The sequence below is a fragment of the Streptomyces wuyuanensis genome (assembly GCF_900103455.1).
Lineage (GTDB): Bacteria > Actinomycetota > Actinomycetes > Streptomycetales > Streptomycetaceae > Streptomyces > Streptomyces wuyuanensis.
Genome location: NZ_FNHI01000023.1, coordinates 30621 through 53165, shown reverse-complemented (window position 1 = coordinate 53165; position 22545 = coordinate 30621). Strand labels below are relative to the sequence as shown.

Annotated in this window: 20 protein-coding genes, 2 pseudogenes and 1 riboswitch; of the genes and pseudogenes, 9 read left to right on the top strand and 13 right to left on the bottom strand. The window is 71.2% G+C overall.

Annotated features, from left to right (window positions below; translation table 11 throughout):
- Positions 1-505: 505 nt before the first annotated feature.
- From BLT82_RS28450 to BLT82_RS28440, 3 genes are all read right to left on the bottom strand, one after another.
- Positions 506-946: an SRPBCC family protein gene (locus BLT82_RS28450; RefSeq protein WP_093659927.1), complete on the bottom strand. Its 441-nt coding sequence runs from the start codon at positions 944-946 to the stop codon at positions 506-508.
- A 170-nt stretch (positions 947-1116) separates the two neighbouring features.
- Positions 1117-2445: a carotenoid oxygenase family protein gene (locus tag BLT82_RS28445; protein WP_093659925.1), complete on the bottom strand. Its 1329-nt coding sequence runs from the start codon at positions 2443-2445 to the stop codon at positions 1117-1119.
- 2 nt (positions 2446-2447) lie between these two features.
- A complete protein-coding gene (locus BLT82_RS28440; RefSeq protein ID WP_093659923.1) occupies positions 2448-3728 on the bottom strand; it encodes an MFS transporter in 1281 nt (426 codons plus the stop codon).
- A gap of 164 nt (positions 3729-3892) precedes the next feature.
- Here BLT82_RS28440 and BLT82_RS28435 point away from each other — a divergent pair, with 164 nt between their 5' ends.
- Entirely contained in the window at positions 3893-6556 is a 2664-nt protein-coding gene (locus tag BLT82_RS28435) for an ATP-binding protein (protein WP_093659921.1), read from the top strand.
- Here the strand turns inward: BLT82_RS28435 and BLT82_RS28430 are convergent.
- Positions 6518-6880, bottom strand: coding sequence for a DUF2255 family protein (locus BLT82_RS28430; RefSeq protein ID WP_167746112.1), 363 nt, complete (start codon positions 6878-6880; stop codon positions 6518-6520). The two genes, BLT82_RS28435 and BLT82_RS28430, sit on opposite strands and share 39 nt — an antisense overlap.
- Positions 6881-6999: 119 nt before the next feature.
- On the opposite strand from BLT82_RS28430, the gene BLT82_RS36920 reads away from it, so the two are divergent.
- The 3 genes and pseudogenes from BLT82_RS36920 to BLT82_RS38245 form a co-directional block, all read left to right on the top strand.
- Positions 7000-7242, top strand: a complete 243-nt coding sequence (locus BLT82_RS36920; protein WP_143041556.1) for a hypothetical protein — start codon at positions 7000-7002, stop codon at positions 7240-7242.
- Between the two features lie 498 nt (positions 7243-7740).
- Complete coding sequence (locus BLT82_RS28420; protein WP_093660084.1) at positions 7741-8325, top strand: GNAT family N-acetyltransferase; 585 nt, start codon at positions 7741-7743, stop codon at positions 8323-8325.
- Positions 8326-8346: 21 nt separating this feature from the next.
- Positions 8347-8522, top strand: a pseudogene (locus tag BLT82_RS38245) (enoyl-CoA hydratase-related protein); the annotation flags it as partial.
- A 67-nt stretch (positions 8523-8589) separates the two neighbouring features.
- On the opposite strand, the gene BLT82_RS28410 reads toward BLT82_RS38245, so the two are convergent.
- The 9 genes and pseudogenes from BLT82_RS28410 to BLT82_RS28365 form a co-directional block, all read right to left on the bottom strand.
- Entirely contained in the window at positions 8590-8982 is a 393-nt protein-coding gene (locus tag BLT82_RS28410; RefSeq protein ID WP_280142507.1) for a PepSY domain-containing protein, read from the bottom strand.
- 108 nt (positions 8983-9090) lie between these two features.
- Positions 9091-11409 carry a 5-methyltetrahydropteroyltriglutamate--homocysteine S-methyltransferase gene (gene metE, locus BLT82_RS28405; RefSeq protein WP_093659917.1) on the bottom strand — a complete coding sequence of 773 codons (2319 nt, stop codon included), beginning with the start codon at positions 11407-11409 and terminating at the stop codon, positions 9091-9093.
- Positions 11410-11575: 166 nt separating this feature from the next.
- Positions 11576-11797, bottom strand: a riboswitch (cobalamin riboswitch).
- A 524-nt stretch (positions 11798-12321) separates the two neighbouring features.
- Positions 12322-13341, bottom strand: a complete 1020-nt coding sequence (locus tag BLT82_RS28395) for a Gfo/Idh/MocA family protein (protein WP_093659913.1) — start codon at positions 13339-13341, stop codon at positions 12322-12324.
- On the bottom strand, positions 13338-14372 hold the full coding sequence (locus BLT82_RS28390; protein ID WP_093659911.1) for a Gfo/Idh/MocA family protein: 1035 nt from the start codon (positions 14370-14372) through the stop codon (positions 13338-13340). The genes BLT82_RS28395 and BLT82_RS28390 overlap by 4 nt, the downstream gene beginning before the upstream one ends.
- Complete coding sequence (locus BLT82_RS28385; protein WP_167746111.1) at positions 14369-15133, bottom strand: HAD family hydrolase; 765 nt, start codon at positions 15131-15133, stop codon at positions 14369-14371. The genes BLT82_RS28390 and BLT82_RS28385 overlap by 4 nt, the downstream gene beginning before the upstream one ends.
- Positions 15130-15594, bottom strand: coding sequence for a PTS sugar transporter subunit IIA (locus BLT82_RS28380; RefSeq protein ID WP_093659909.1), 465 nt, complete (start codon positions 15592-15594; stop codon positions 15130-15132). The genes BLT82_RS28385 and BLT82_RS28380 overlap by 4 nt, the downstream gene beginning before the upstream one ends.
- A complete protein-coding gene (locus BLT82_RS28375; protein ID WP_093659907.1) occupies positions 15591-15821 on the bottom strand; it encodes a PTS sugar transporter subunit IIB in 231 nt (76 codons plus the stop codon). Before BLT82_RS28375 ends, BLT82_RS28380 begins: the two co-directional genes overlap by 4 nt.
- A gap of 193 nt (positions 15822-16014) precedes the next feature.
- Positions 16015-16339 (bottom strand): annotated as a pseudogene (locus tag BLT82_RS38880) (IS481 family transposase); the annotation flags it as partial.
- Positions 16340-16516: 177 nt separating this feature from the next.
- Positions 16517-17245, bottom strand: coding sequence for a GntR family transcriptional regulator (locus BLT82_RS28365; RefSeq protein ID WP_208868067.1), 729 nt, complete (start codon positions 17243-17245; stop codon positions 16517-16519).
- Positions 17246-17556: 311 nt separating this feature from the next.
- Here BLT82_RS28365 and BLT82_RS28360 point away from each other — a divergent pair, with 311 nt between their 5' ends.
- From BLT82_RS28360 to BLT82_RS28340, 5 genes are read left to right on the top strand one after another with little or no spacing between them, the layout of a single operon-like run.
- Positions 17557-18792, top strand: a complete 1236-nt coding sequence (locus tag BLT82_RS28360; protein ID WP_093659903.1) for a PTS transporter subunit EIIC — start codon at positions 17557-17559, stop codon at positions 18790-18792.
- Positions 18793-18838: 46 nt separating this feature from the next.
- A complete protein-coding gene (locus BLT82_RS28355; protein ID WP_093659901.1) occupies positions 18839-19105 on the top strand; it encodes an HPr family phosphocarrier protein in 267 nt (88 codons plus the stop codon).
- The gene (gene ptsP, locus BLT82_RS28350; RefSeq protein WP_208868066.1) at positions 19102-20790 is read left to right on the top strand and encodes a phosphoenolpyruvate--protein phosphotransferase; all 1689 of its coding nucleotides are present in this window, start codon (positions 19102-19104) and stop codon (positions 20788-20790) included. Before BLT82_RS28355 ends, ptsP begins: the two co-directional genes overlap by 4 nt.
- A 1-nt stretch (position 20791) precedes the next feature.
- Positions 20792-21571 carry a glucosamine-6-phosphate deaminase gene (gene nagB, locus BLT82_RS28345; RefSeq protein WP_093659899.1) on the top strand — a complete coding sequence of 260 codons (780 nt, stop codon included), beginning with the start codon at positions 20792-20794 and terminating at the stop codon, positions 21569-21571.
- Positions 21571-22509 (top strand): ROK family protein, encoded by a 939-nt coding sequence (locus BLT82_RS28340; protein WP_093659897.1) that lies wholly within the window; start codon positions 21571-21573, stop codon positions 22507-22509. Before nagB ends, BLT82_RS28340 begins: the two co-directional genes overlap by 1 nt.
- Positions 22510-22545: the final 36 nt, after the last annotated feature.

The window sequence follows — 22545 nt, the reverse complement described above, 5'->3', positions numbered from 1 at the left end:
CGGTGGCCCACCGGGCGTTGCCTGCACGTCGTCCTGGTCGGCCCTGCCGGTAGACGCAGAAGCAACGTCGGTGTCCATGTGCCGTGACACAGCAGCAGGTCCATGTCGAAGACACAGCGCGCATGCCTCACGATCCTGACAACTGCGCCACGTTCGACGCCAGGGCCACTTCCCGAGCACCGGACACACCCGATGCGTGCGGAAATGGACCGTCACCGAGTCTGGTAAACAGGTCGTGATGCTGATCCCCGAGGTCGAGCCGGCCCGTCTGTGGCAGCTGCCGACTGTGCTTCCGACGGGCCTGATCGCAGGGTGGGCTCATTGCCTCGCGGGCCACTTGCGCGGGTGCGCGACCGGATGGAGTGGCAGGTGGGCCGTGCTTCAGTCGTGGTTCACCGGCCGCGCGACGTCGGTCACCGGCGGCCCCATGGGCTGCCGGTGACCACCGAGGTGAAGATGCCGGGTCAGTGAGGGCGAGGGCCCCGGGGCGAGGGTTCGGTGGTGGCTATTCCGCTGCCTGCTTGAGGGCGTCGAGCCAGGTGCCGAGCGAGTCGTCCAGTGCGGCGGCGAGGCTGTCCCGGTCCTCGTCGACCGGCGCGCCTGCCCAGGACTCCCGGGTGCGGACCACGACTTCGTCCCCGTCCTCGGTGAACGTCCATTCGTGAAGGCCGGTGATGCCGTGCGCGGGGCCGCCCCAGAGGATGCGGTACGGGGCGTCCACCGCGTGGATGGTGGAGTTGATGGACAGTCCTGCGGTCTCCCAGTGGAACGTGCTGCCGGGCGCGACGGGGCCGTCGAGCCGGGCCTGGGTGATGGCGTACTGCCAGAGGGGCCAGGAGCCGATCCGGGTGTGCAGGTGCCAGACCCTGTCGAGCGGGGCGGCGATGCGGACGGTGCGGTCGGCGACGATGGGGGCGTTCTCGTCGATGGTCGTGGGGTGGGTCATGACGGTTCCCTTCTGAGGAAGTTCACAGTGCTGTGCGGTGGTTCGCGGGTGCCGGTGCCGGTGCCGGTGCCGGTGCCGGTGCCGGAGCCGGGTGCGGGGCGCGGAGTGCTGCGGTGCTGCGGTGCCGGACGGGTCCGGGCCGCCCGGTCCGCCCGCGGCCCGGAACCGGGTCAGGCGGGGTCGGGGATCCAGTTGCCGTGGATGCCTGCGGGCACCCTGCGCGGGAGTTCGACTGCGGCGACGGTGCTCAGATCGCCGGCGTCCAGGACGAGGAGTTCCGAGGCGTCGGCCGTGAGGTCGCTGACGATGGTGAGCAGGTAGCCGTCGTCCTCGGCGGTCCCTCCCTCGGCGGGCGTGAAGACCGCTTCGCCGGGCATCCGGCCTTCACCGTGCGCGAGGAGCTTCTCCCGCCCGGTCCGGGTGTCGAACTTGACGGTGTGATAGCCGGACAGGCCCGCCCCCGGGAAGCCGATGGCGTAGCTGTAGCGATTTGCCGTGCCGGTGTGGGACTCGTTGATCGACGGGAACTCGGTCGCCAGGTCGTTGAGCGACTCGGTGGTGACCTTGCCCGTGGCCGGATCGACGGTCCACCGGTGGAGGGTCGACCCGGCGTCGGGGCTGGTGCCGTAGCCGGGCGCCCCGACCCACCACTTCCACGAGTTCTCCCAGGCGGCACGGTCGAAGCGCGGTGCTTCGAGGACGATCCGGCCCTGCGCGTCGGTGTGGGCGTTGGCCACGTGGAGCAGTGCCGCCTGGTCGGGCACCTCGAACCAGGTGGTCCCTCCTCCGGCACGGGGCATCACGCCGAGTCGCAGAGGGACGTCGTCGTGCCAGCGGTAGGGGATGCCGGAGTGCTCGGCGTGATCGAAGACCACCGGCGAGTTGATGAAGACGACGTGTTCGCGGGTGAGGGCGAAGTCGTGCATGAGCGACGGGCCCGAGCCGTCGACGACCTCCGACCCGACGATGGCCCCCGAGGCGTCGGCCACGTAGTAGGTCAGGTACGGCGGGAAGGGGCTGTAGCCGAAGAAGTGCAGCTCGCCGGTCTCGGGGTCCTCCTTGGGGTGGGCGGTCATCGCGCTGGTGAGCTTGCCGCCGAAGTCGTGGACGCCGATCGTGTCGAGGTCGGCGCTGACCTCCCAGGGCAGGTTGGCCTCCTGCAGGGCCAGGTAGCGGCCCCCGTGGAAGATGATGTTGGTGGCGGCGGCGCTGACGTCGAGTTCGGTCCCGGTGAACGGCACGCCGTCCAGGAAGGGAGTGCGTACCCAGCGGTTGCGGTACCACTCGGCCCGGCCGCCCTCCAGGCGGATGCCGTGGATCATGCCCTCGCCGCGGAACCAGTGGGTGGGGGTGATCCCCGGCTTCGGGTTGTGGCCGTTGCGGAAGTAGCGGCCGTTCAGCTCGGGCGGCAGTGTGCCGCGTACGTTCAGTCCGTGGCTGGTGATCTCGTCGGTGACAGGGGTGAAGTGGCCGTTGATGTAGGGCTTTTCCAGAGTCATGGTCATGCCTTTCGGATCGAGAGTGCGGAGATGAGCAGGGTCAGGGCGGCGCAGGCCAGGAAGGCGGCGCCGGGGGAGGGGAGCAGGGTCAGGAAGGACAGGCCCACGGCTCCGCCGATCTGCCGGGTGGCGTTGACCAGCCCCCCGGCCAGGCCGTTGTCCGCGGCCGTGAGACCTGCGGAGGCCATCGCGGTGAGCCGGACGAAGGCGACCCCCAGGCCTGCGCCGATGAGCAGCGTCGGGCCGAGCAGGTCCACGAGGAAGGTGCCGTCGGCCGGAGTTCGGGACAGCCAGGCCAGTCCGGCCGCCAGGACCAGCAGGCCCGCGGGGAGCACATGGCGGCCGGACGTCCTGCCGGTGGCCCACGAGGAGAGGGTGATCACCAGGGCGAGGGGGAGCTGGGTCAGCCCGGCCTCCCACGGCGAGTAGCCGAGGGTGCGCTGCTGGTAGAGGGGCAGGAAGTAGAACAGTCCGAGCCAGGCCGCGCCGAGCAGGGCCATCAGCACGTTGGGTACCGCGACCGCGCGCATCCGGGCGGGCAGCAGCGGGTCGGTGGTGCGGCGCTGGAGCACCGCGAACAGGCCGAGCAGCAGCATGCCGATCACGGCGAGCGGCCAAGGACCCGACAGGCCGTAGGTGAGCGCGGCCAGCCCTGCCGTCACCGTCACCGCGCCCGGCGCGTCCAGGGTCGCACCGCGCGGCCGGTCGGCCCGGACCAGCAGTCGCGCGGCCACCAGGACGGCCGCGGCCACGGGCACCATCACCACGAACACCGCACGCCAGCCGTACAGGCTGGTGAGCAGCCCGCTCAGCAGCACGCCCGCCGCCCCGCCGGCACCGGAGACGGCGCCCCACACACCGAGCGCCGTGCCACGCCGATGCCCGTCGGGGTACAGCGTCAGCACGAGGGCCAGCGCCGTGGGCGCCAGCAGTGCGGCGCCGACGCCCTGCACCGCCCGGCAGGCGATCAGCACGGCCGCCGTGGGCGCCAGTGTCGCGCCCAGGGACGCGAGGGCGAACAGGCCCGTGCCGAGCAGGAACACGCGGCGAAGGCCGTGGACGTCGCCCGCCCGCCCGCCCGTCAGCAGCAGCGCGCCGAAGGCCAGTACGTAGGCGTTGACCGTCCATGCCTGCCCCGTGTCCGACAGGTCGAGCCCGGCCCGGATCCGGGGCAGGGCGACGTTCACGATCGACGTGCTCAGTACGACCAGGAACTGGGCCGTGGCCAGAGCCACCAGCGGCATCCAGCCGGTGGTGGTCGATTGCGGTGCGGTGCGGGTCATGGCTCGACACTCGCAGCGGGCGTGGGCCGCTCGCGTCGGTGGTCATCGCCTATACGACGTCACCCGGAAGCCCATAGGCGACAGCGGTCGTTCCAGGGGCGACCGCGATCACCGCGATCGTTCCCGGATTCCCCTACGGCGCACGACCGCATAGGTTTTCGGACATGCCCGAGACTTCCACGGATGTGCTGATCGGCCGTCAGGACGAGATACGCCGGCTCGACACCCTGCTCCAGGCGGCACGCGAGGGGCGGGGCGGCGCCCTGGTCCTGCGCGGCGAGGCGGGCATCGGCAAGAGCGCCCTGCTGCGGCAACTGGACCGGGCCGCGACCGGATTCCTCGTCATGCGGGCGTCCGGCGCGGAGTTCGAGACGGAGCTGCCGTACGCCGCACTGCACCAACTGCTCGCGCCCGTCACCGAACGGCTGACGGCGCTGCCCGCACCGCACCGCAAGGCCCTGCAGATCGCCTTCGGCCTCGACACCGGCACCCCCGACCCGTTCCTGGTCGGCGTCGCGTCGCTTGGCCTGCTGGTGGAGACCGTACGGGAACGCCCCCTGCTGTGCGTCGTCGACGACGCACAGTGGCTGGACCAGGCGTCGGCCAAGGCGCTCGCCTTCCTCGCCCGCCGCGTCTCGGCCGAGTCGATCGCCCTCGTCTTCGCCGCGCGCGAGCCGAGCCACCTGCCCGAGCTGGACGAACTGCCCGGCCTTACGCTCCGGCCCCTCGGCGAAGCGGACGCCCGCGCGCTGCTGGCCGGGGCGATCCGCGCCCCGCTGGACGAGCGGGTACGCGACCGGGTCCTGGCCGAGGCACGCGGCAACCCCCTCGCCCTGGTGGAGCTGCCCAGGACCGCCGGACTCGCCGGGATGGCGGGCGGATTCGCCCAGCCCGACTCGGTACCCGACGTGATCGAGCAGAGCTTCCGGTCCCGGCTGGAGCTGCTGCCGCCGGCGGCCCGGCTGCTGGTGACCCTTGCCGCCGCCGACCCGATCGGCGACGCCGGCCTGCTGTGGCGGGCGGCCGAACGGCTCGGCATCGACGCGGCCGCCGCCGCACAGTCCGTCCCGCTGGTCGAGTTCGGCACCCGGATCCGCTTCAGCCACCCCCTCGCCCGCTCGGCCGCCTACCGCGCCGCGGCACCCGAGGAGCGGCGCAGGGCGCACGAGGCGCTGGCCGCCGCGACCGACCCGGTCACCGACCCCGACCGGCGCGCCTGGCACCGCGCCCAGGCCACCGCCGGCCCGGACGAGCAGGTCGCCGCCGAACTCGAAGCCTCCGCCACCCGCGCACAGGAGCGCGGCGGCCTCGCCGCGGCCGCGGCCTTCCTCGAACGCTCCGCCGCGCTCACGATCAGCCCGGACCGGCGCACGGAGCGGGTCCTCGCCGCCGTCCGGGCCAAGCTCTCGGTGGGCGACTACGACACCGCGGCCGACCTGCTCACCACCGCGGTGACCGACGATCCGCGCCAGGCCGCCAGGGCCGACCTGCTCCGCGGCAGGCTGTCGTTCGCCCGCCGACGGGGAGAGGACGGCCCCACCGCGTACCTCCTGCGTGCCGCCGAACGTCTGGCGCCCACCGACCCCGCCTGGTCACGGGAGTGCTATCTGGACGCCATCGAGATGGGTCTGCTGCTCGGCGGCCTCGACCAGGTGGTGGAGGCCGCACGGAACGCCCCACCGCCGGGCGAGCCGGCATCCGGCGCGGCTGCGGTCCTGACCGGCATGATCAGTCTGGCCGGCGACGGGCATCCGGTGGCGGGGGACATCCTCCGGCCGGTCCTCGCCGACGCAGGCGAGGAGGTGTGGGCCAGGCGGCCGTCACTGGGCTTCATGGTGGCCACCGAACTGTGGAACTTCGACGCCCTGCACGCCATCGCCGCCCGTGCCGTCGCGGCCGGCCGCGAGTCGGGCTCCTTCCACGCGCTACCCATCGCCCTGGCCATGCGGGCCACCGCGGCCGTGCACACGGGCGAGTTCGGCACCGCGATGGAACTCATCTCCGAGGAGGAGGCCATCGCCGACGCCACCGGTGCGGCGCCGCTGGTCTACCCGCGCCTGCACCTGGCCGCGCTGCGCGGGCGGCGCGAGGACGCCGTCGAACTGTTCGCGACCGTGGACCCCCGCATGAGCCTCAGCGTGCAGTGGGCGACGGCCGTGCTGGGCAACGGGCTGGCCGACTACCCGGCCGCGTTGAAGGCGGCGAGGCAGGCGGTCGGGCACGGAGCCGTCGGCACCGCGGGCCTGGCCCTGCCCGAACTCGTCGAGGCGGCCGTACGGTGCGGCGAGCCCGAGACCGCCGCCGCGGCGCTCGCCTCGCTCCAGGAGCGCACACAGGCCGGCCGGCACGCGTGGGGACGCGGCGTCGAGGCCTGTGCACGAGCCCTGGTGACCGACGACGAGTCCGCCTACCAGGAGGCCATCGACCTGCTCGACGACAGCGCACTGGTCGTCTACCGCGCCCGGGCCCGCCTGCTGTACGGGGAGTGGCTGCGCCGCCGGGGCCGACGGCGCGACGCCCGCTCCGCACTGCGGCCGGCCCACGAGGCGCTGTCCGACCTCGGCCTGGAGGCGTTCGCCGAACGCGCCGCCGGCGAGCTGCGCGCCACGGGCGAACAGGCCCGCAGCCGCACCTTCAAGGCATCGGACCGGCTGACGATGCAGGAGGTGCACATCGCACGCCTGGTCGCCGACGGCGCCACCTCCAAGGAGGTGGCGGCGAAGCTGTTCCTCAGCCCGCGGACCGTCGACGCGCACCTGCGCAACATCTTCCGCAAGCTCCAGCTCACCTCACGCAGGCAACTGCGCGACCTGCCCGAGATCCGTTAGCCGCATGGTGGTGGCCGCTGCCTCGGGCGCGTTCATCGACTCGACGGGGCCGGGCCAGTTCAGCCCGTACTTGGCCCGGTAGGCGTCGGAGACGCGCCGGACGAGCTCTGGGTCCTCCACCGGCCGGAGGCCGGCGGACAGCCGGACCCCGGCCCCCTCGACCTCCACCTCCGCGCGCCGCAGAACCCTGCGGTACCAGGCACTGCGCCGCCCGAAAGCCGAGCGGATGTACGCCTCCCCGTCGAGCACCACCACCCAGACCGTCCTGGCCGACCACCGGCCGTCCGCACGCCGTACCCACAAGACGATATCCGTCCGATCCATGACCGCGTCCATGGACAGACTCTCACCGCCCCGCCCCTGCGTACGCGTCGGCGGTCGTCACCTACATAGGCGGCGATCGCCGACGCGAGGACGGTGCTCGCACGGCGAGGCTGAGTCCCATGACGAACACCGACATGAACTCCGCAACCGGCACCGCAACCGGCACCGGCGTCCTCGATGCGGCCCTGGCCGCGGCAGCGCCGCACGACAAGGACCCGAAGAAGAAGGGCAAGGCCAGGCGGCGAACCGCCAAGACTCTGGCGTACCTCGCCCTGATCTCCACCGGCCTCCTGGTCCTGGCGGAGCCGTGGCTGCTGCTCCCGGTCGCCGCCCTGGTCCTGGCCATCTCCCTCTGGGACTGACCTGGGAACCCGCGAACCCCTCACGCCGGCCGGGATCCGCCGGGAGCAGCGAGTTCTCGCGCTGTGGGACGGGATCGGATTCCGAGGGGCGTGAGGGGCGAAACCGCGGGATGCTGTTGCCTTCCGGGCTACGCAGGGTCCCGTCGCAGGTGAACCAGCGGGGGCCGCGTGCCTCGTTGACGGCGATGTGCATGCGTCGGGGTCACCGGACGGGGTGGTGATCCAGAAGATGTACTCGCCGTTGTCGGGAGAGCCCATGGTGAGGAGCCGGCCGGGATCGTGGGGAACGGGATGAGTGCCCTCGGCGTGGTCCTTGCGCAGGTGCGCTCCGGTGGCCAGGTCGAGCAGTGGTGCCCTTCACGGACCCTGAATGCCCGGTCAGGGTGCTGGTTGAAGGCGTGCACGATCTGCTGGTAGGCAGAACCTTGGGCCGTGAGGGCCGGATCGGGATCGAAATCCGGTGCTCAGCCCGCCCCGTGAGGACGCAAGATGGTGCGCATGACTCTGGCCACCCCCATACTGCACACCGCTCGCCTGCGCTTGCGCCCCTTCACCGACGCCGACGCGGGCCCCCTGTTCGCGCTGCACAGCAACGCCAACGTGATGCGCCATTGGGACTCCCCACGCTGGACCGAACGGGCCCGCGCCGAGCGCTTCATCGCGAAGTGCCGGAAGATGGCGCAGGAAGGCACCGGGGCACGGGTCGCCATCGACCGTGCTTCCGACGGGGCTTTCGTCGGCTGGTGCGTGCTGACCGGATGGAACCCGGACTACCGCAGCGCATCGTTGGGCTACTGCCTCGACGAGGCGATGTGGGGCCACGGCTACGCGACGGAGGCGGCGCACGCCTTGCTGCAGTGGGCATTCGACACACTGGACCTGAACCGGGTCCAGGCCGAGACCGATACGCGCAACGTGGCATCTGCACGGGTACTGGAGAAGATCGGATTCATGCGCGAAGGGACGTTGCGGGAAGACTGCGTCGTGAACGGCGAAGTGTCCGACTCGTGGGTTTTCGGGTTGATCAGGCGCGAGTGGCGGCCGGCGGCCGTGCCGATTACAGCCCGCGAGGAGCGGCGTTGAGTCCGTCTCCGGTAGAGGCCGTTGCCGGTCGCGACGATGGCGAAGGAGGCGGTGGCACTGGCCTTCGAGACGACGCTCGCCGAAGGCGTCCGCTTCGAACGCCGGCTCCTCCACGAGGTGTTCGCCACCGCCGACCAGAAAGCGGGAATGGGCGCCTTCGTCCACAGGCGCTCCCGCCCGAGTTCCGCCACCACTGACCGGCGTTCCCACGGCCGTGTGGCCCGCGCTCGTACCAAGCGCGGGCCACAGGTGAGGGGACGGGTGTCAGGCGCCCGCCGCAGGAGCGACCGTGCGCCGCCGGTGGATCAGCGCAAGCAGACCGTCCAGGACCAGGAACGCCGGCAGGGACCAGCCCAGCAGCGGGAACGCCCAGCCCACGGCGACCACCAGCGGCACCGCCACGGCCAGGGCGGGCCAGGGCAGGTGCCGCCACGTACCGCGCGCGGGCGCGAGGCCCACCAGGGCACGGCGGTCCCCCCGGGTGGGCCGGCGCTGCCACCACATGCGGTAGCCGAGCACGATGCCGATGCTCAGCCCGAGCGCGATGACCGCGAGAACGATCCGGTTGGCCAGGCCGAAGAAGGTGCCCGTGTGGGCGCGCACGCCGAGACTGGGACATGCCGAGAGCGTGTCGCGTCGCGTGCATCGTGGCGGCACGGTTGCCGAGCTGTCTGCGCTCCGCTCCCCTCTCCTTGCTTCCGTTCGTGGCGGTACGGCTCGTGGGGCCGGGGCGCATGTGGCGCCACGGCCCTCGGGACGTGCGGGTCAGGACCCGGACAGCTCGCCGCGAACCGTACGGGCGGCGGCCACCAGGTTCTCGAGCGAGGCCCGGGTCTCGGGCCAGGCCCGGGTCTTCAGGCCGCAGTCGGGGTTGACCCAGAGCCGCTCCGCCGGGATGGCCTTCAGGCCCGTGCGGAGCAGGTCGGCGGCCTCCTCGGCGCTGGGGACGCGCGGTGAGTGGATGTCGTACACGCCGGGGCCGGCCTCGCGCGGGTAGCCGTGGGCGGCGAGCTCCCGGGCGACCTGCATGTGCGAGCGGGCGGCCTCCAGGCTGATGACGTCGGCGTCGAGGTCGTCGATGGCCTGGACGATGTCGCCGAACTCGGCGTAGCACATGTGGGTGTGGATCTGGGTGTCCGGCCGGACCCCGCTCGTGCTCAGCCGGAACGCCTCCGTCGCCCAGGCCAGATAGGCCGGGTGGTCGGCGGCGCGCAGCGGCAGCGTCTCGCGCAGCGCGGGTTCGTCCACCTGGATGACGGACGTCCCGGACGTCTCCAGATCGTGCACCTCGTCCCGCAGGGCGAGGGCGACCTGGCGGGCGGTGTCGCCGAGGGGCTGGTCGTCGCGGACGAAGGACCACGCGAGCATGGTCACCGGTCCGGTGAGCATGCCCTTGACCGGGCGGGACGTGAGGGACTGGGCGTACCGCGTCCAGGGCACCGTCATCGGCTCGGGGCGGGAGATGTCGCCGGCCAGGATCGGCGGGCGGACGTAGCGGGTGCCGTAGGACTGCACCCAGCCGTGCTGGGTGGCGAGGTAGCCGGTGAGCTGCTCGGCGAAGTACTGGACCATGTCGTTGCGTTCGGGCTCGCCGTGCACCAGGACGTCGATGCCGGTCTTCTCCTGGAAGGAGACGACCTTCTGGATCTCGGCCTTGATGCGCTCCTCGTAGCCGGCGGCGTCGATCCGGCCGGCGCGCAGGTCGGCGCGGGCCGTGCGCAGCTCGCCGGTCTGCGGGAAGGAACCGATCGTGGTGGTCGGCAGCAGGGGCAGCCCGAGATGGGCGCGCTGCGCGGCGGCCCGCTCGGTGTAGGGCTGGGCGCGGCGGGCGTCGGCCTCGGTGACCGCCGCGGCGCGGGACCGTACGGCCGGGTCGTGCGTGATGGGGGAGCCCGCGCGGGAGGCCAGGTCGGCGCGGTTGGCGGCGAGTTCGGCGGTGATCGTGCCGGTGCCCTGGGCTAGGCCCTTGGCGAGGGTGACGATCTCGGCCGTCTTCTGCTTCGCGAAGGCGAGCCAGCGCAGGATCTGCGGCTCGATGTCCCGCTCCGGGGCCGTGTCCAGGGGCACATGGAGCAACGAGCAGGAGGCGGCCACGTCGACCCGGTCGGCCAGCCCGAGCAGGGTGGCCAGGGTGGACAGCGACTTCTCCAGGTCGTTGACCCAGATGTTGCGGCCGTTGACCACGCCCGCGACCAGACGCTTCCCGGGCAGTCCGCCGACGGCGGCGAGAGCGTCCAGGTTGGCGGCGCCGGACTCGGTGAAGTCCAGCGCGAGTCCTTCGACCGGGGCCTTGGCCAGCACCGGCAGGGCGTCGCCGAGCCGGTCGAAGTACGAGGCGATCAGCACCCTGGACCGGTCGGCGAGGGCACCGATCTCGCGGTAGGCGCGCTCGGCGGCCTTCAGCTCGGCCGGGGTGCGGTCCTGGACGAGGGCGGGCTCGTCGATCTGCACCCATTCGGCACCGGCCGCGCGCAGGTCGGCGAGGATCTCGGCGTACACGGGCAGCAGCCGGTCCAGGAGAGTGAGCGGCTCGAAGTCCGCGGGCACGGCGGGGCCGGGCTTGGCGAGCAGGAGGTATGTGATCGGGCCGACCAGGACGGGGCGCGCGGTCAGCCCGAGAGCCAGGGCTTCCTTCAGCTCGGCGACCTGCTTGGCCGAATCGGCTGTGAAGACGGTGTCCGGGCCCAGCTCCGCGACCAGGTAGTGGTAGTTCGTGTCGAACCACTTCGTCATCTCCAGCGGCGCCACGTCCTGCGTGCCGCGCGCCATGGCGAAGTAGCCGCCCAGGGCGTCCGCCTCGACGGCGGCGCGGTGGCGCTCGGGGATCGCGCCGACCATGACGGTGGTGTCGAGGACGTGGTCGTAGTACGAGAAGTCACCGGTGGGCACCTCGTGGATGCCGGCCTCGGCGAGCTGCTTCCAGTTGGAGCGGCGCAGTTCGGCGGCGGTGGCCCGGAGGGCGTCGGCGGTGACGCGGCCCTTCCAGTAGCCCTCGATCGCCTTCTTCAGTTCCCGGTTCGGGCCCTGGCGGGGGTAGCCGTGCACGGTGGACCGTGCTGCCGCGGCTGCGGACTTCGGTGTCACGGAGATCTCCTTCGCGAGATGAATCCCTGAGATCCCGGAGGCGGGGCGAGAGCGCGAAGGGGTGACGAACCGGACGGTACGAGCGTGCGCGGCAAGGCACGATCGGTCGCCTGGTATGTACGCCGACCCGCCCTCGAGGTCACCGGGATGTCCACGCACGGAGTCGTCCGCGCGCGGGCAACGGGCAGGTCTTCGGACTCGCGGGCACGCCCTCCTGACCGGAGGACACCTACTGGCCGTCGCTTCCCGGGCCCGGTACGTCGGACCCAGTGCGTATGACGGCGGTCGTTCCCGCTCACCGCTGCGGGGCAGTCCCGGATTCCCACCGGGTTCCCTCTTACGACGTCCCGCCTGGCGGACGGGACGAACCAGCTGCACAGATCAGACTAGACGGTGACGCAAGCCCGAGTGGCGTGCGTCCACGATCCGGATCGTGAAGTGGGCCACGCGAGGCAGGGCACGCCGCAGGGCGGCACGCGCCGACACTCACGCTCCCCGCCTTCCCTCTGACGCCACCCGGGCGCACAGGGCAGCACACCCAGGAGCTGTCCGGCCGATCATGCGACTGTCGCCTGGTCGGATCGTCATCTCGTGTGTGGGGCGGGGTGATCTGTCGGTTGCGGAGTGGGAACGGCTGCGGCCGTTCGTGCCGGTGGGCAACGGTCGGTGCGGGCGGCTCGGGTCGACGGCCGCGAGCCCACTCCTCTGCGTCGCCCGCACTGGGATCGCGTGGCGGTATCTGCCTCATGATCTGCCGCCTCACCCGACGACAACCCGAGAACCTCAGTAGCCGTCGACCCGAACAACGTCGGTCAATACCTCCGCGCGAAACCTTCGCGGCAGCGTAAACCAGTACGGAACACCCTCTGACGGTCGCTCGTGCCCGTCTTGGGGCGGCGTCTTGTGGGCTGGTCAGGTTGCTGTGATGGTGGCGGGTTGGCCGGTGTGGAGCGAGGCGTAGGCGGCGAGGGCGGTTTTGAGGGTGCGCAGGCCTGTCTCGCCGTCGGGGTGGGCGCGTTGTCCGGTGCGGGCGGCCGTGAGGAAACTCTCGAGCATGGCGGCGTCGAGGTCGATGGCGGCGGGTTCCCAGCGGGTGGCGGCCTGGGCGGTGTCGTAGCCGGTGAGGAGTGGTGGGAAGGCGTCGAATTCCGCGAGGGCGCGCTCGCCGACGCAGGTGAGGGTGAGACCGCCCCAGGTGGGGTGCGTGGCGGGGTGACTCCAACTGCAGTCGATGGTGGCGACGAGGCCTCGCGGGTAGGTGAGGGTGAGTAGCCCGGCGGACTCCACTTCTGGGCCGTCGGTGCTGGAGGTGAGGAGGGAGTTGGCGACGGCGTGGACGTGGGTGGGCTGCTCGCCGTCGAGGAGGACGTCCAGGAGGTCTGCGATGTGCAGGGTGTGGTCCATGATGGCGCCGCCTCCGGCGCAGGCCGGGTCGGCGAACCAGGGGCGTTCCAGAGCAGGAGGGGAGGAGTTGTTGGTGCCGTGGACGCTGAGGAGGGGCCCGAGGTCGCCGTCGGACAGGGTGTGCCGGAGGGCTGCGAAGGCCGGGTGGAAGCGTACGGGGTAGGCGGTCATGAGGCTCACGCCGACCCGCTCGCAGGCGTCGATCATGGCGCGTGCGTCGTCCTCGGTGGTGGCCAGGGGTTTCTCGCACAGGATGTGAGCACCTGCGGCGGCGGCTAGCTCGACGAGTGTGCGGTGGCGGGCGTTCTCGCTGGTGACGATGACGGCCCGGGGGCGCTCTGCGAGGGCCTCGTCGTAGCCGGCCCGGTAGGTGACACCGAGTTCGTCGGCCAGGGCCTTGCCGCGTGTAGGGTCGCCGGGATCGGCGTCGGGGTCGGTCACGATGAGCTCGATGTCGCTTCGGTCGCGCAGCAGTTGGATGTACGTCGCTGCGTGAACGTGGGCGAAGGACAGGAGGGCGACCTTCATCGGGGGCTTCCTTCCGTGAGCGTGCGCGGGGCTGCGTCGTGGACGGCGACGGCCAGCCCGGTAGCTGCGGAGCGGCGGGCGGCTGCGGCGATCTTGACGGCCGCCACACCGTCCAGGGCGTTCACCCGTGGGGCGGGGCCGCCCTGGAAGGCGGTCGCGAGCTCGCGGATCTGGGCGGAGAAGGGGTCTTCGCCGAAGTCGCCGGTGGGTACTGCGCCGGCTTGGGCGCCGGCTGCACCGGTCAGGCGCAAGGACGGGTGGGCGATGGAGTCGTGGGTGAGGGTGCCGTTGGAGCCGGCGACGTGGAAGGTGTAGCGGAACGGAGTGGCGGGCGGGCCCCACACGCCCAGGACCTGGGTGATCACGCCGGAGTCGTGGGTGAGGGTGGCGCTGCCGGTGGCCACGGGTCCCTCGGGGGCGGAGGCGGAGTCGTGGGTGGTGAGGTGGCCGCGCTGGGTGGCGTGGATGCTGACGACCTCTCCGAAGAGCCATCTGGCGATGTCCATGTCGTGGAGCATCTGGTCGGTGACGATGCCTCCCGAGAGGGCGGTATCGGCGAACCAGGGGCTCCACGTGGGATAGCGGCCGGTGCGGGTGAAGCGGGCCACGGCCGGGCGGCCGAGCGCCCCGGACCTGATGGTGCTGCGGAGGCGGGCGTAGGCGGGGAAGAATCTCACGACGTGTCCGGGGTAGAGCAGGCGTCCGGCCTTGTGGGCGGCTTCGGCCATCTCCAGGGCGTCTGCCGGTGTCAGGGCGAGGGGTTTCTCGCACAGGACGTCCGCTCCGGCCGCGAAGGCGGCCAGGGCGATGTCGCGATGGGTGGTGGTGGGGGTGCAGATGTCGGCGACCGATGCCCCGTCCAGGGCTTCATCGAGACAGGCGGTCTTGGTGAGGCCGAACTCCTCTGAGAGCAGCGCGGCTTGGTCGTCGGTGGAGAAGATGCGGATCCGCGCTCCGAGGGCGATCCAGGCCGGCAGGTGGGTGCGGGCGATGAATCCGGCACCGATCACGGCCACGTCGAGTCTTTTCATGCTTCGGTCTCCTCGTCGTTGCGTACCGCATTCGGGGAGTGTGCTCTGAGGGCGCCGCTGATGCTGCGCACGCTCGCGGCGGTGAGATCGGGGACGGTCCAGCGCGCTCCGGCCAGGGTGAGGTCGGCCGAGGCGGTGGTGGTGGTGACACCGACGATGTCCCGGACACCGGCGGCGACCAGGGCGGTGACTCCCGACGGGGAGTCCTCGAAGGCCAGGCAGTGCGCGGGCCGCGCCCGCAGGGCGGTGCAGGCCCTGAGGTAGCCCTCTGGGGAGGGTTTCCCGGACGTGGTGTCCTCGGCGGTGATGACCACGTCGACCAGGTGCCGTACGCCGAGGACCTTGTCGAGGAGGTGCTGGGCCCACAGCGCACCGGCGCTGGTGATGACGGCGACGGGATACTTCACACGCAGCCGCCGGATGAGTGCGGCAGCACCGGGAACGACCTCGACGCTGCCGGCGTGTTCCAGCGTGAAGGCGGTCATGGTGGAGAGCACGGCTTGTGCGTCGGCGCCCGTCCAGGGCCCGGGAACGCCGGCGATGACGTCGCTGGGCCGTCGCCCCATGTACTGCTGCTCGTAGTCGGCGTCGGTCACCTCGACGCCCCATGTGTCGAAGAGCGCCTGCCAGGCGAGGCGGTGGACCTCTTCGCTGAGGACCAGGGTGCCGTCCAGGTCCAGGAGGACCGCTTCGCACGGCGGACGGGAGCCGGGCCCCTGGCTGCCGGTCCTCTTCGGGGGACGGGCGTCGGCCGTTGTCACAGCGCCGCCCAGCTGAACAGCAGGGCCCCGGCCGGTACCGGGCCGGTGACGGACGGCGGCTGCGTCGATCCGGGCCGGCTGTCGAGGACCACAACGGGGCAGATCGCGGACAGGCCGTGTGCCCGGACCGCGCTCGGGTCGAAGGTGATCACAGTCCGGCCGACCTCCACCTGTTCTCCTGCGGCCACATGCGTGCGGAACCCTTCTCCCTTCAGCCGCACGGTGTCGATGCCCAGGTGCACAAGGACGGCCGCCCCGCTGCTGGTATGGATCACGAACGCATGCGGGTGCAGCGTGGCGACCGTGCCGGCGACCGGCGCTACGACGTCGACGGGCCCGTCGACGTGGGGAGGCTCGACCGCCACTCCCGATCCCACCATCTGAGCTGCGAAAACCGGGTCGGGGACTTTGCCGAGCGCCGTGAGGGTCCCGGCCAGTGGGGCGTAGACGGCAAGACTCACAGCAGCTCCTTGATGTCCTCGGCCAGGGAGTCCGCCTCGGGGCCGACGACCACCTGGACGACTCCGGCCGACACCAGGACCCCGTGGGCGCCCGCTCTCTTGAGGGCGCCCACGTCAACGACGCCCGGGTCGTTCACCTCGGTGCGCAGCCTGGTGATGCAGGCCTCGATGTCGGCGATGTTGTCTGCTCCTCCGAGCCCTTCGACGATGAGTCGGGCTTTGGACATGGGTGCCCCCTCCTGATCAGCGGATTGATGCGGCGCCGCGCCTAAGTGACGAGCAGGCCGCAGGGAAGTGGTAATTACCAGTTATGACCAGAAGGGTAGCCCAGAGGGGCGTGGTAGGCAAACCTGAAAATCATGAACATGTCAAAGAGCAAATCGGCTGGGTGCCTTGACTCGCAGCGTTGTTCACACGACTGATCGGTGGGTGGCCGCGCCGAGTGTCGGTGGCAGCGGCGTCCCGCCAGAGCTGCCGACCGTGCGCCGGCCGCCGCCGTTGGGGATGCTGCCGAGTTTCTTGATGTCGACGTGGACCAGTTCGCCGGGCCGGGCCCGTTCCTAGCGGCGGACGGGCTCTCCGGTGGGCCGGTCGAGCCAGGACCAGCCGGCTGAGACCGTGCCGGGTCAGGATGCGGTGCACGGTCGAGGCGGGGCAGCCCGAGGATCGGGCCGATGCGGGCCGGGCCCAGCTTGCGGGTCTGCCTCAGCGCACAGACACGCGCCTCCCGAAGACGGTCAGCCGGGCATCACGGTGGGACACGAAGGCCTCCGTGCGGTGAAGATTCGACACCTTCACCACGCACGGAGGCCTTCACCACGATCAAGACCCTGCGTGTCGACAACGCTCGTGATCAATACAGCGAGTGGCGTGCGCGCAGGTCAATGCATGGCTGCCGCCCGGGATTGTCCCGGGCCGGGGTTCAGTGCTCGGTGAGGGTCATGTGCAACTGGTAACGGTCGGCGCGGAACCACGAGTACGCGTGCTCGACGGGCTGCTCGCCGCTGTAGGCGATGCGGTCGAAGGTCATGACGGCAGTGCCCTTGCGGATGCCCAGGAGGGCGGCGGTCTCCGTGGAGGCCGACCCTGCCCCGACCGTCTGCTCCGCACGGTCGACGGGATATCCGAACCGTGAGCCCAGGGTGTCGTAGATCGAGGTGGTGAAGTCCACGCTGTCCAGCTCCGGCAGAAGGTCGGCGCTGTACCAGGCGTCCTCGACGCAGATGGGCGTCCCGTTGGCCAGCCGGAGGCGGCGGACGTGCCATGACTGCTGCTTCTCGGTCATCTGGAGAGCCGCGGCGGTGGCTGAGGTGGGGGCTTTCTTGTCGGTGGACAGTACGACGGTGCCCGGCTCCAGGCCGAGTCGGCGCATGTCCTCGTGGAAGGAGGCCAGGCCGAGTTCTGAGCGGTGTGTCCGCTCGGCAACGAAGGTGCCGCGCCCGTGCACCCGGACGGCCAGTCCTTCGGCCACGAGCTGACTGAGGGCTTCGCGTACCGTCACCCGGCTGACCCCGTGGTCGAGGCACAGTTGGCGCTCACTCGGCAGTGCGTCGCCGGGGGAGAGTCGGTTGGTGCACATGTCGACCAGAATCGCGCGCAGCTGTGCGTGCTTGGGCACCATGCTTTTGGCGGCGATCTGCTGTGTAGCCACTGCGACCCCACTCTCGGTTCCGGGAGGCTTCGTCGCACCCCTCTGACTGGTTACTACCAGTATGCAGCATGCGCCAGGCCTCGATTCCATCACGGCAGCGCCTGTGCCTGCTCGTGGCGGTATGCGCGTGCCGCGCCGTTCTGCTGCGTCGAAGCATTGACACGCCCCGGGTGCGGGGCCATGCTGAGGGCTAACTGGTCATTACCAGTCACTACCAGAGCCGGAGGTTCGGCCAATCCGGCAGCTCCGGGCTGCTGCGTGCCCGTCCGGCTCTCCGCGTCCCGCCCCCTGCACACGCCTTTGAGGTTGTCATGAGCACCAGTACATCCACGTCCGCAGGCCGCCGTCCGGGCCTTGCGGGTCTGCAGAAACTCGGCCGTAGCCTGATGCTGCCGATTGCCACGCTTCCGGCCGCAGGTCTGCTTCTCCGGCTGGGGCAGGACGACGTCCTGGGCCGGTTCTCCGCGCTCCAGGACACCGCGCACGTCATCTCGGCCGCCGGCGGCGTGCTGTTCACGCATCTGCCGCTGATCTTCGCCGTCGGTATCGCGATCGGGTTCGCGAAGAAGGCGGACGGTTCCACGGCGCTGGCCGCGGTGGTCGGGTATCTCGTCCTGGACGGTGTCTTCAAGGCGATGTCGCCTGTCGTCCTCGAAGGCCGGAAGGATCTCGCGGGCGAGCAGGCGGTGGTCAATTTCGGGGTCCTCGGCGGCATCGTCATCGGCATGCTCGCCGCCGTGCTGTGGCAACGCTTCTACCGCACCGTGCTTCCGCCCTATCTGGGCTTCTTCAGCGGCCGCAGACTCGTGCCCATCCTGACCGCGGTCACCGCTCTCGTGGTCGGCGTTCTGATGAGCCTGGTCTATCCGTTGTTCAACAGCGGTCTCACCGAGGTCGGCGAGGCGGTTGATGAGAACAGCATCGTCGGCGGCGGTATCTACGGAATGGCGAACAAGCTGCTCATCCCGCTGGGCCTGCACCACATCCTCAACTCCGTCGTGTGGTTCATCCTCGGCGACTACAACGGCACCCACGGTGACCTGAACCGGTTCTTCGCAGGGGACCCCGAGGCGGGCATCTTCATGACCGGCTTCTTCCCGATCATGATGTTCGCCCTTCCCGCCGCAGCCCTGGCGATCTGGCGCGAAGCCCGCCCCGAGCACCGCAAGGCCGTCGGCGGAATCATGCTCTCCGCCGGACTCACCAGCTTCCTCACCGGCATCACCGAGCCGATCGAGTTCGCCTTCCTCTTCGTCGCCTGGCCCCTGTACCTGGTACACGCCGTGCTGACCGGAACGTCTCTCGCCCTGGTGAACGCCCTCGACATCCACCACGGGTTCACCTTCTCCTCCGGTCTCATCGACTACGTACTCAACTGGGGGAAGGCCACCAACCCGCTGCTGCTGATTCCCATAGGCCTGGGCTACGCCGCCCTCTACTACGTGCTGTTCCGCTTCGTCATCCGCCGCTGGAACCTGCGCACCCCCGGCCGCGAGGAGGACAACCCGGAGGCCGATCAGGAACGCCAGCCCCAGCCCGCGGCCTGACACGGCCCAACGCACTCCGACAGCCCCTTCGAAAGGAAAACCGTCCATGGCGCAGCGCGTCGTCTCCATCGGCTCACACAGGGGCCTGCACGCCAGGCCCGCCGCCGCCTTCGTCCAGGCCGCCTCCCGGGCGCCCCTGTCGGTCACGATCGCTGTCGACGGCAAGCCCCCCGTGGCCGCCGACAGCATGCTGGGAGTCATGACGCTCGGCGCCGGCTACGGCGACCGGGTCACCCTGTCCGCAGAAGGCCGGCAGGCGGAGGCCGTCCTGGAGGAACTGGCGGCCCTGCTGAGCAAGGAGCTCGACGCGTGAGCCCCACCTCGATCACGATGACCGGCTACGGCGTCAGCCCCGGGGTGGCATGTGCCCCCCTGGCCCGCATGACGCCGCCGGTCATCACCGACCCCGACGAAGCACCGGGTGAGAACTCCGCCCACGAAGTCCAGCGGGTACGCCAGGCCCTGACCGAAGTGGCCGCGCAACTGTCCGCCATCGCTACGGGCGGCACGGCAGGCGCCATCCTGGAGGCCGGCGCCGCCATGGCCGGCGACCCTGCCCTGGTCCAGGCCGCCGCCCACCACATCGGCCGAGGCGTGCCCACCGCCCACAGCCTCTCCCTCGCGATCGACGCCTACTGCACCCAACTTGAGCAAGCCGGCGGATACATGGCCGAACGCGCCGCCGACCTGCGCGACATCCGCAACCGCACCGTCGCACTCCTGATGGACGTGCCCATGCCCGGCATACCCCGTCCAGGACACTCGTTCATCCTCGCCGCAGAGGACCTCTCCCCGGCCGACACCGCGCAGCTGGCCGGCGGTGACGTGGTGGGCCTGATCACCGAGAAGGGCGGCCCGACCGGCCACACCGCCATCCTCGCCCGCGCACTCGGTCTGCCTGCGGTGGTCGGATGCCCCCAGGCCGGCGCCCTGCAGGACGGCATCCCCGTCCTCCTCGACGGCCGGGCCGGCACCGTCGAGGCCCACCCCTCGCCCCAACGTCGGCAGCAAGCCCTCGACGACGCCCGGACCCGCACACAGTCCCGCACCAAGGGGCCGGGCCGCACCGCCGACCATCAGGCCGTTCAGCTCCTGACCAACATCGGCACTCCCGCGGACGCCGTCCGCGCGGCACAGGCCGACAACGAAGGGGTGGGGCTGTTCCGTACCGAGTTCCTCTTCCTGGACCGCCGCGAACCCCCCACGCTCGAGGAACAGATACGGGCCTACTCCCAGGTCTTCGACTCCTTCGAGGGGCGTACGGTGACGGTGCGCACCCTGGATGCCGGCTCCGACAAGCCCCTTCCCTTCCTGCACCTGCCCCGTGAGGACAATCCCGCTCTCGGGCTGCGGGGGCTGCGCACGGCCACGCTGCGGCCGGGCATCCTCGAAACCCAGCTCGCAGCCCTTGTTACGGCACAGCGCCGCACCAGCGCGCGGATGAGGGTCATGGCGCCGATGGTCACCACGGCAGAGGAAGCCGCCCACTTCGCCGGCCTCGCCCGCAGCTGCGGCGTACAGACCGTCGGAATCATGATCGAAGTACCGTCGGCGGCCCTGCGCGCGCACGATCTGCTGCCTCATGTCGACTTCGCCAGCATCGGCACCAACGACCTGGCCCAGTACAGCCTGGCCGCCGACCGGACCTCCCAGACCCTCGGCCATCTCCTGGACCCCTGGCAGCCGGCCCTGCTCACCCTGGTCGCCACGGTGTGTGGCGCGGCCGAGGACCTGGGCCGGCCGGTGGGTGTCTGCGGAGAGGCGGCCGCCGATCCGCTGCTGGCGCCCGTTCTGGCCGGTCTCGGGGTGAGCGGTCTGTCCATGGCCGCCCCGGCCGTCGCCGACGTCCGCGACGCGCTCGCCGAGCTCACGCTGGAGCAGTGCCGCAGCCTGGCGGCCGCCGTGCTCGACGCCACCAGCTCGGCGGCGGCGCGTGCCACCGCCCGGGAGATGAGCAAGACATTGCGCGCGGTGGCCCAGAACGGCGAGGGGCTGTGACATGGAGGTGGTGATCCGCCCTGATGCGGAGGACGCCGGCCGTACGGTCGCCGGCATCGTCCACCAGGCGCTGGCGGAGGGCGTGAGAACGCTGGGGCTGGCCACGGGCTCCTCACCCCTGGGGGTCTACCGGGATCTGGCCCGGCGCCACCGTCACGAGGGCCTCAGCTTCAGCGGCGTCGAGGCCTTCCTGCTCGATGAGTACGTAGGGCTCCCGGCCGCCCATCTGCAGTCCTTCGCCCAGGTGATACGACGCGAGCTGGCCGACCATGTCGACCTCGACCCCGCGCGACTCCACCTGCCCTCCGGCACGGCACCCGACCCGGCTGCGGAAGCACGCCGCTTCGAGCGCTGCCTCGCCGAGGCAGGGCCCGTCGGGCTGCAGATACTCGGAATCGGGGTCAACGGCCACATCGGTTTCAACGAGCCGGGCTCCTCATTGGCCTCACGCACCCGGCTCAAGACCCTCACCGACGACACCCGCCGCGACAACGCCCGCTTCTTCGGCGGCATCGAGGACGTTCCCCGCCACGTCATCACCCAGGGACTCGCGACGATCGGCGAGGCGTCCCACCTCGTGCTGATCGCCACCGGCCCGCACAAGGCCCGCGCGGTGGCTGCTGCCGTCGAAGGCCCCGTCACCGCGGCCTGCCCCGCCTCGGTCCTCCAGCTGCACCCCCACGTCACCGTCGTGGTGGACGCGCTCGCCGCCTCCCAGCTGGAACAACGGGCCTACTACCGCTCCATTGCCCGCTACAAGCCCGCCGGACAAAGGTACTGATGACACGCCCCGCCCATGTTGTCGCCGTCGATCTCGGCGGCACCACGATCAAGGCAGCCCGCTACGACGCCGAAGGGACGGCCGAGGAAACCCTGCGACTTCCCACACCCTCACCGAGGGGACCCGACGCTGTCGTCGCCGCGGTCGTGCAGGCGGCCACCGCCCTCGTCCGCCCCGGCGTCAGGGCCGTCGGCCTCTCCGCTCCAGGGCTGATCGACACCGACGCCGGAATCGTCCGCTTCGCATCGAACCTCGGCCTGCGCGACACACCTCTGGCCGCAGCCGTGGCCGCCGCCGTGCACCTGCCCGTCACCCTCGAGCACGATGCGAGGGCCGCCTGCCTGGCGGAGCGGCAGCTCGGGCTCGGAGCCGGCGTGAGCGACCTGCTCGTGGTCGTGCTTGGCACCGGTCTGGCTGCCGGCATCGTCAGCGACGGCCGACTCATACACGGCGCAAGCGGCATCGCCGGGGAGTTCGGCCACATCCCCGTGCACGCCGACGGAGAGCCGTGCCCCTGCGGTCAGCGCGGATGCGTCGAGGCCTACGCCGCAGCCAGCGCCCTGGTCCGTCGCTACCGCCGCGCCGGCAGCAGTGTGGACACCGCCGCCGACATCACCGCACGCCTCGGCACCGACCCGGACGCCGCCCGCGTCTGGGCCGAGGCGACGGACGCCCTCGGCAGGGCACTCGTTACCTCGACAGTCCTGTTCGACCACCAGCGCATCGTCCTGGCGGGCGGTATTGCAGCGGCCGGAGACCTCCTCGCGGTCCCGGTCCGCCGGAGCCTGCAACGGGGACTGGCCTGGCGGACCGCACCGACGGTGGAGATCTCTCCTCTCGGTGCGGACGCCGGGCTCCTCGGAGCAGCTCTGCTCGCCGTGACGGCCACAGACACGACCTCCGCCCTGAGGGGAGTCTGCCGGGACGCCCCTCGCTGACGCACAGACACCTCGCACGGCCTGACAGCTTCCGTG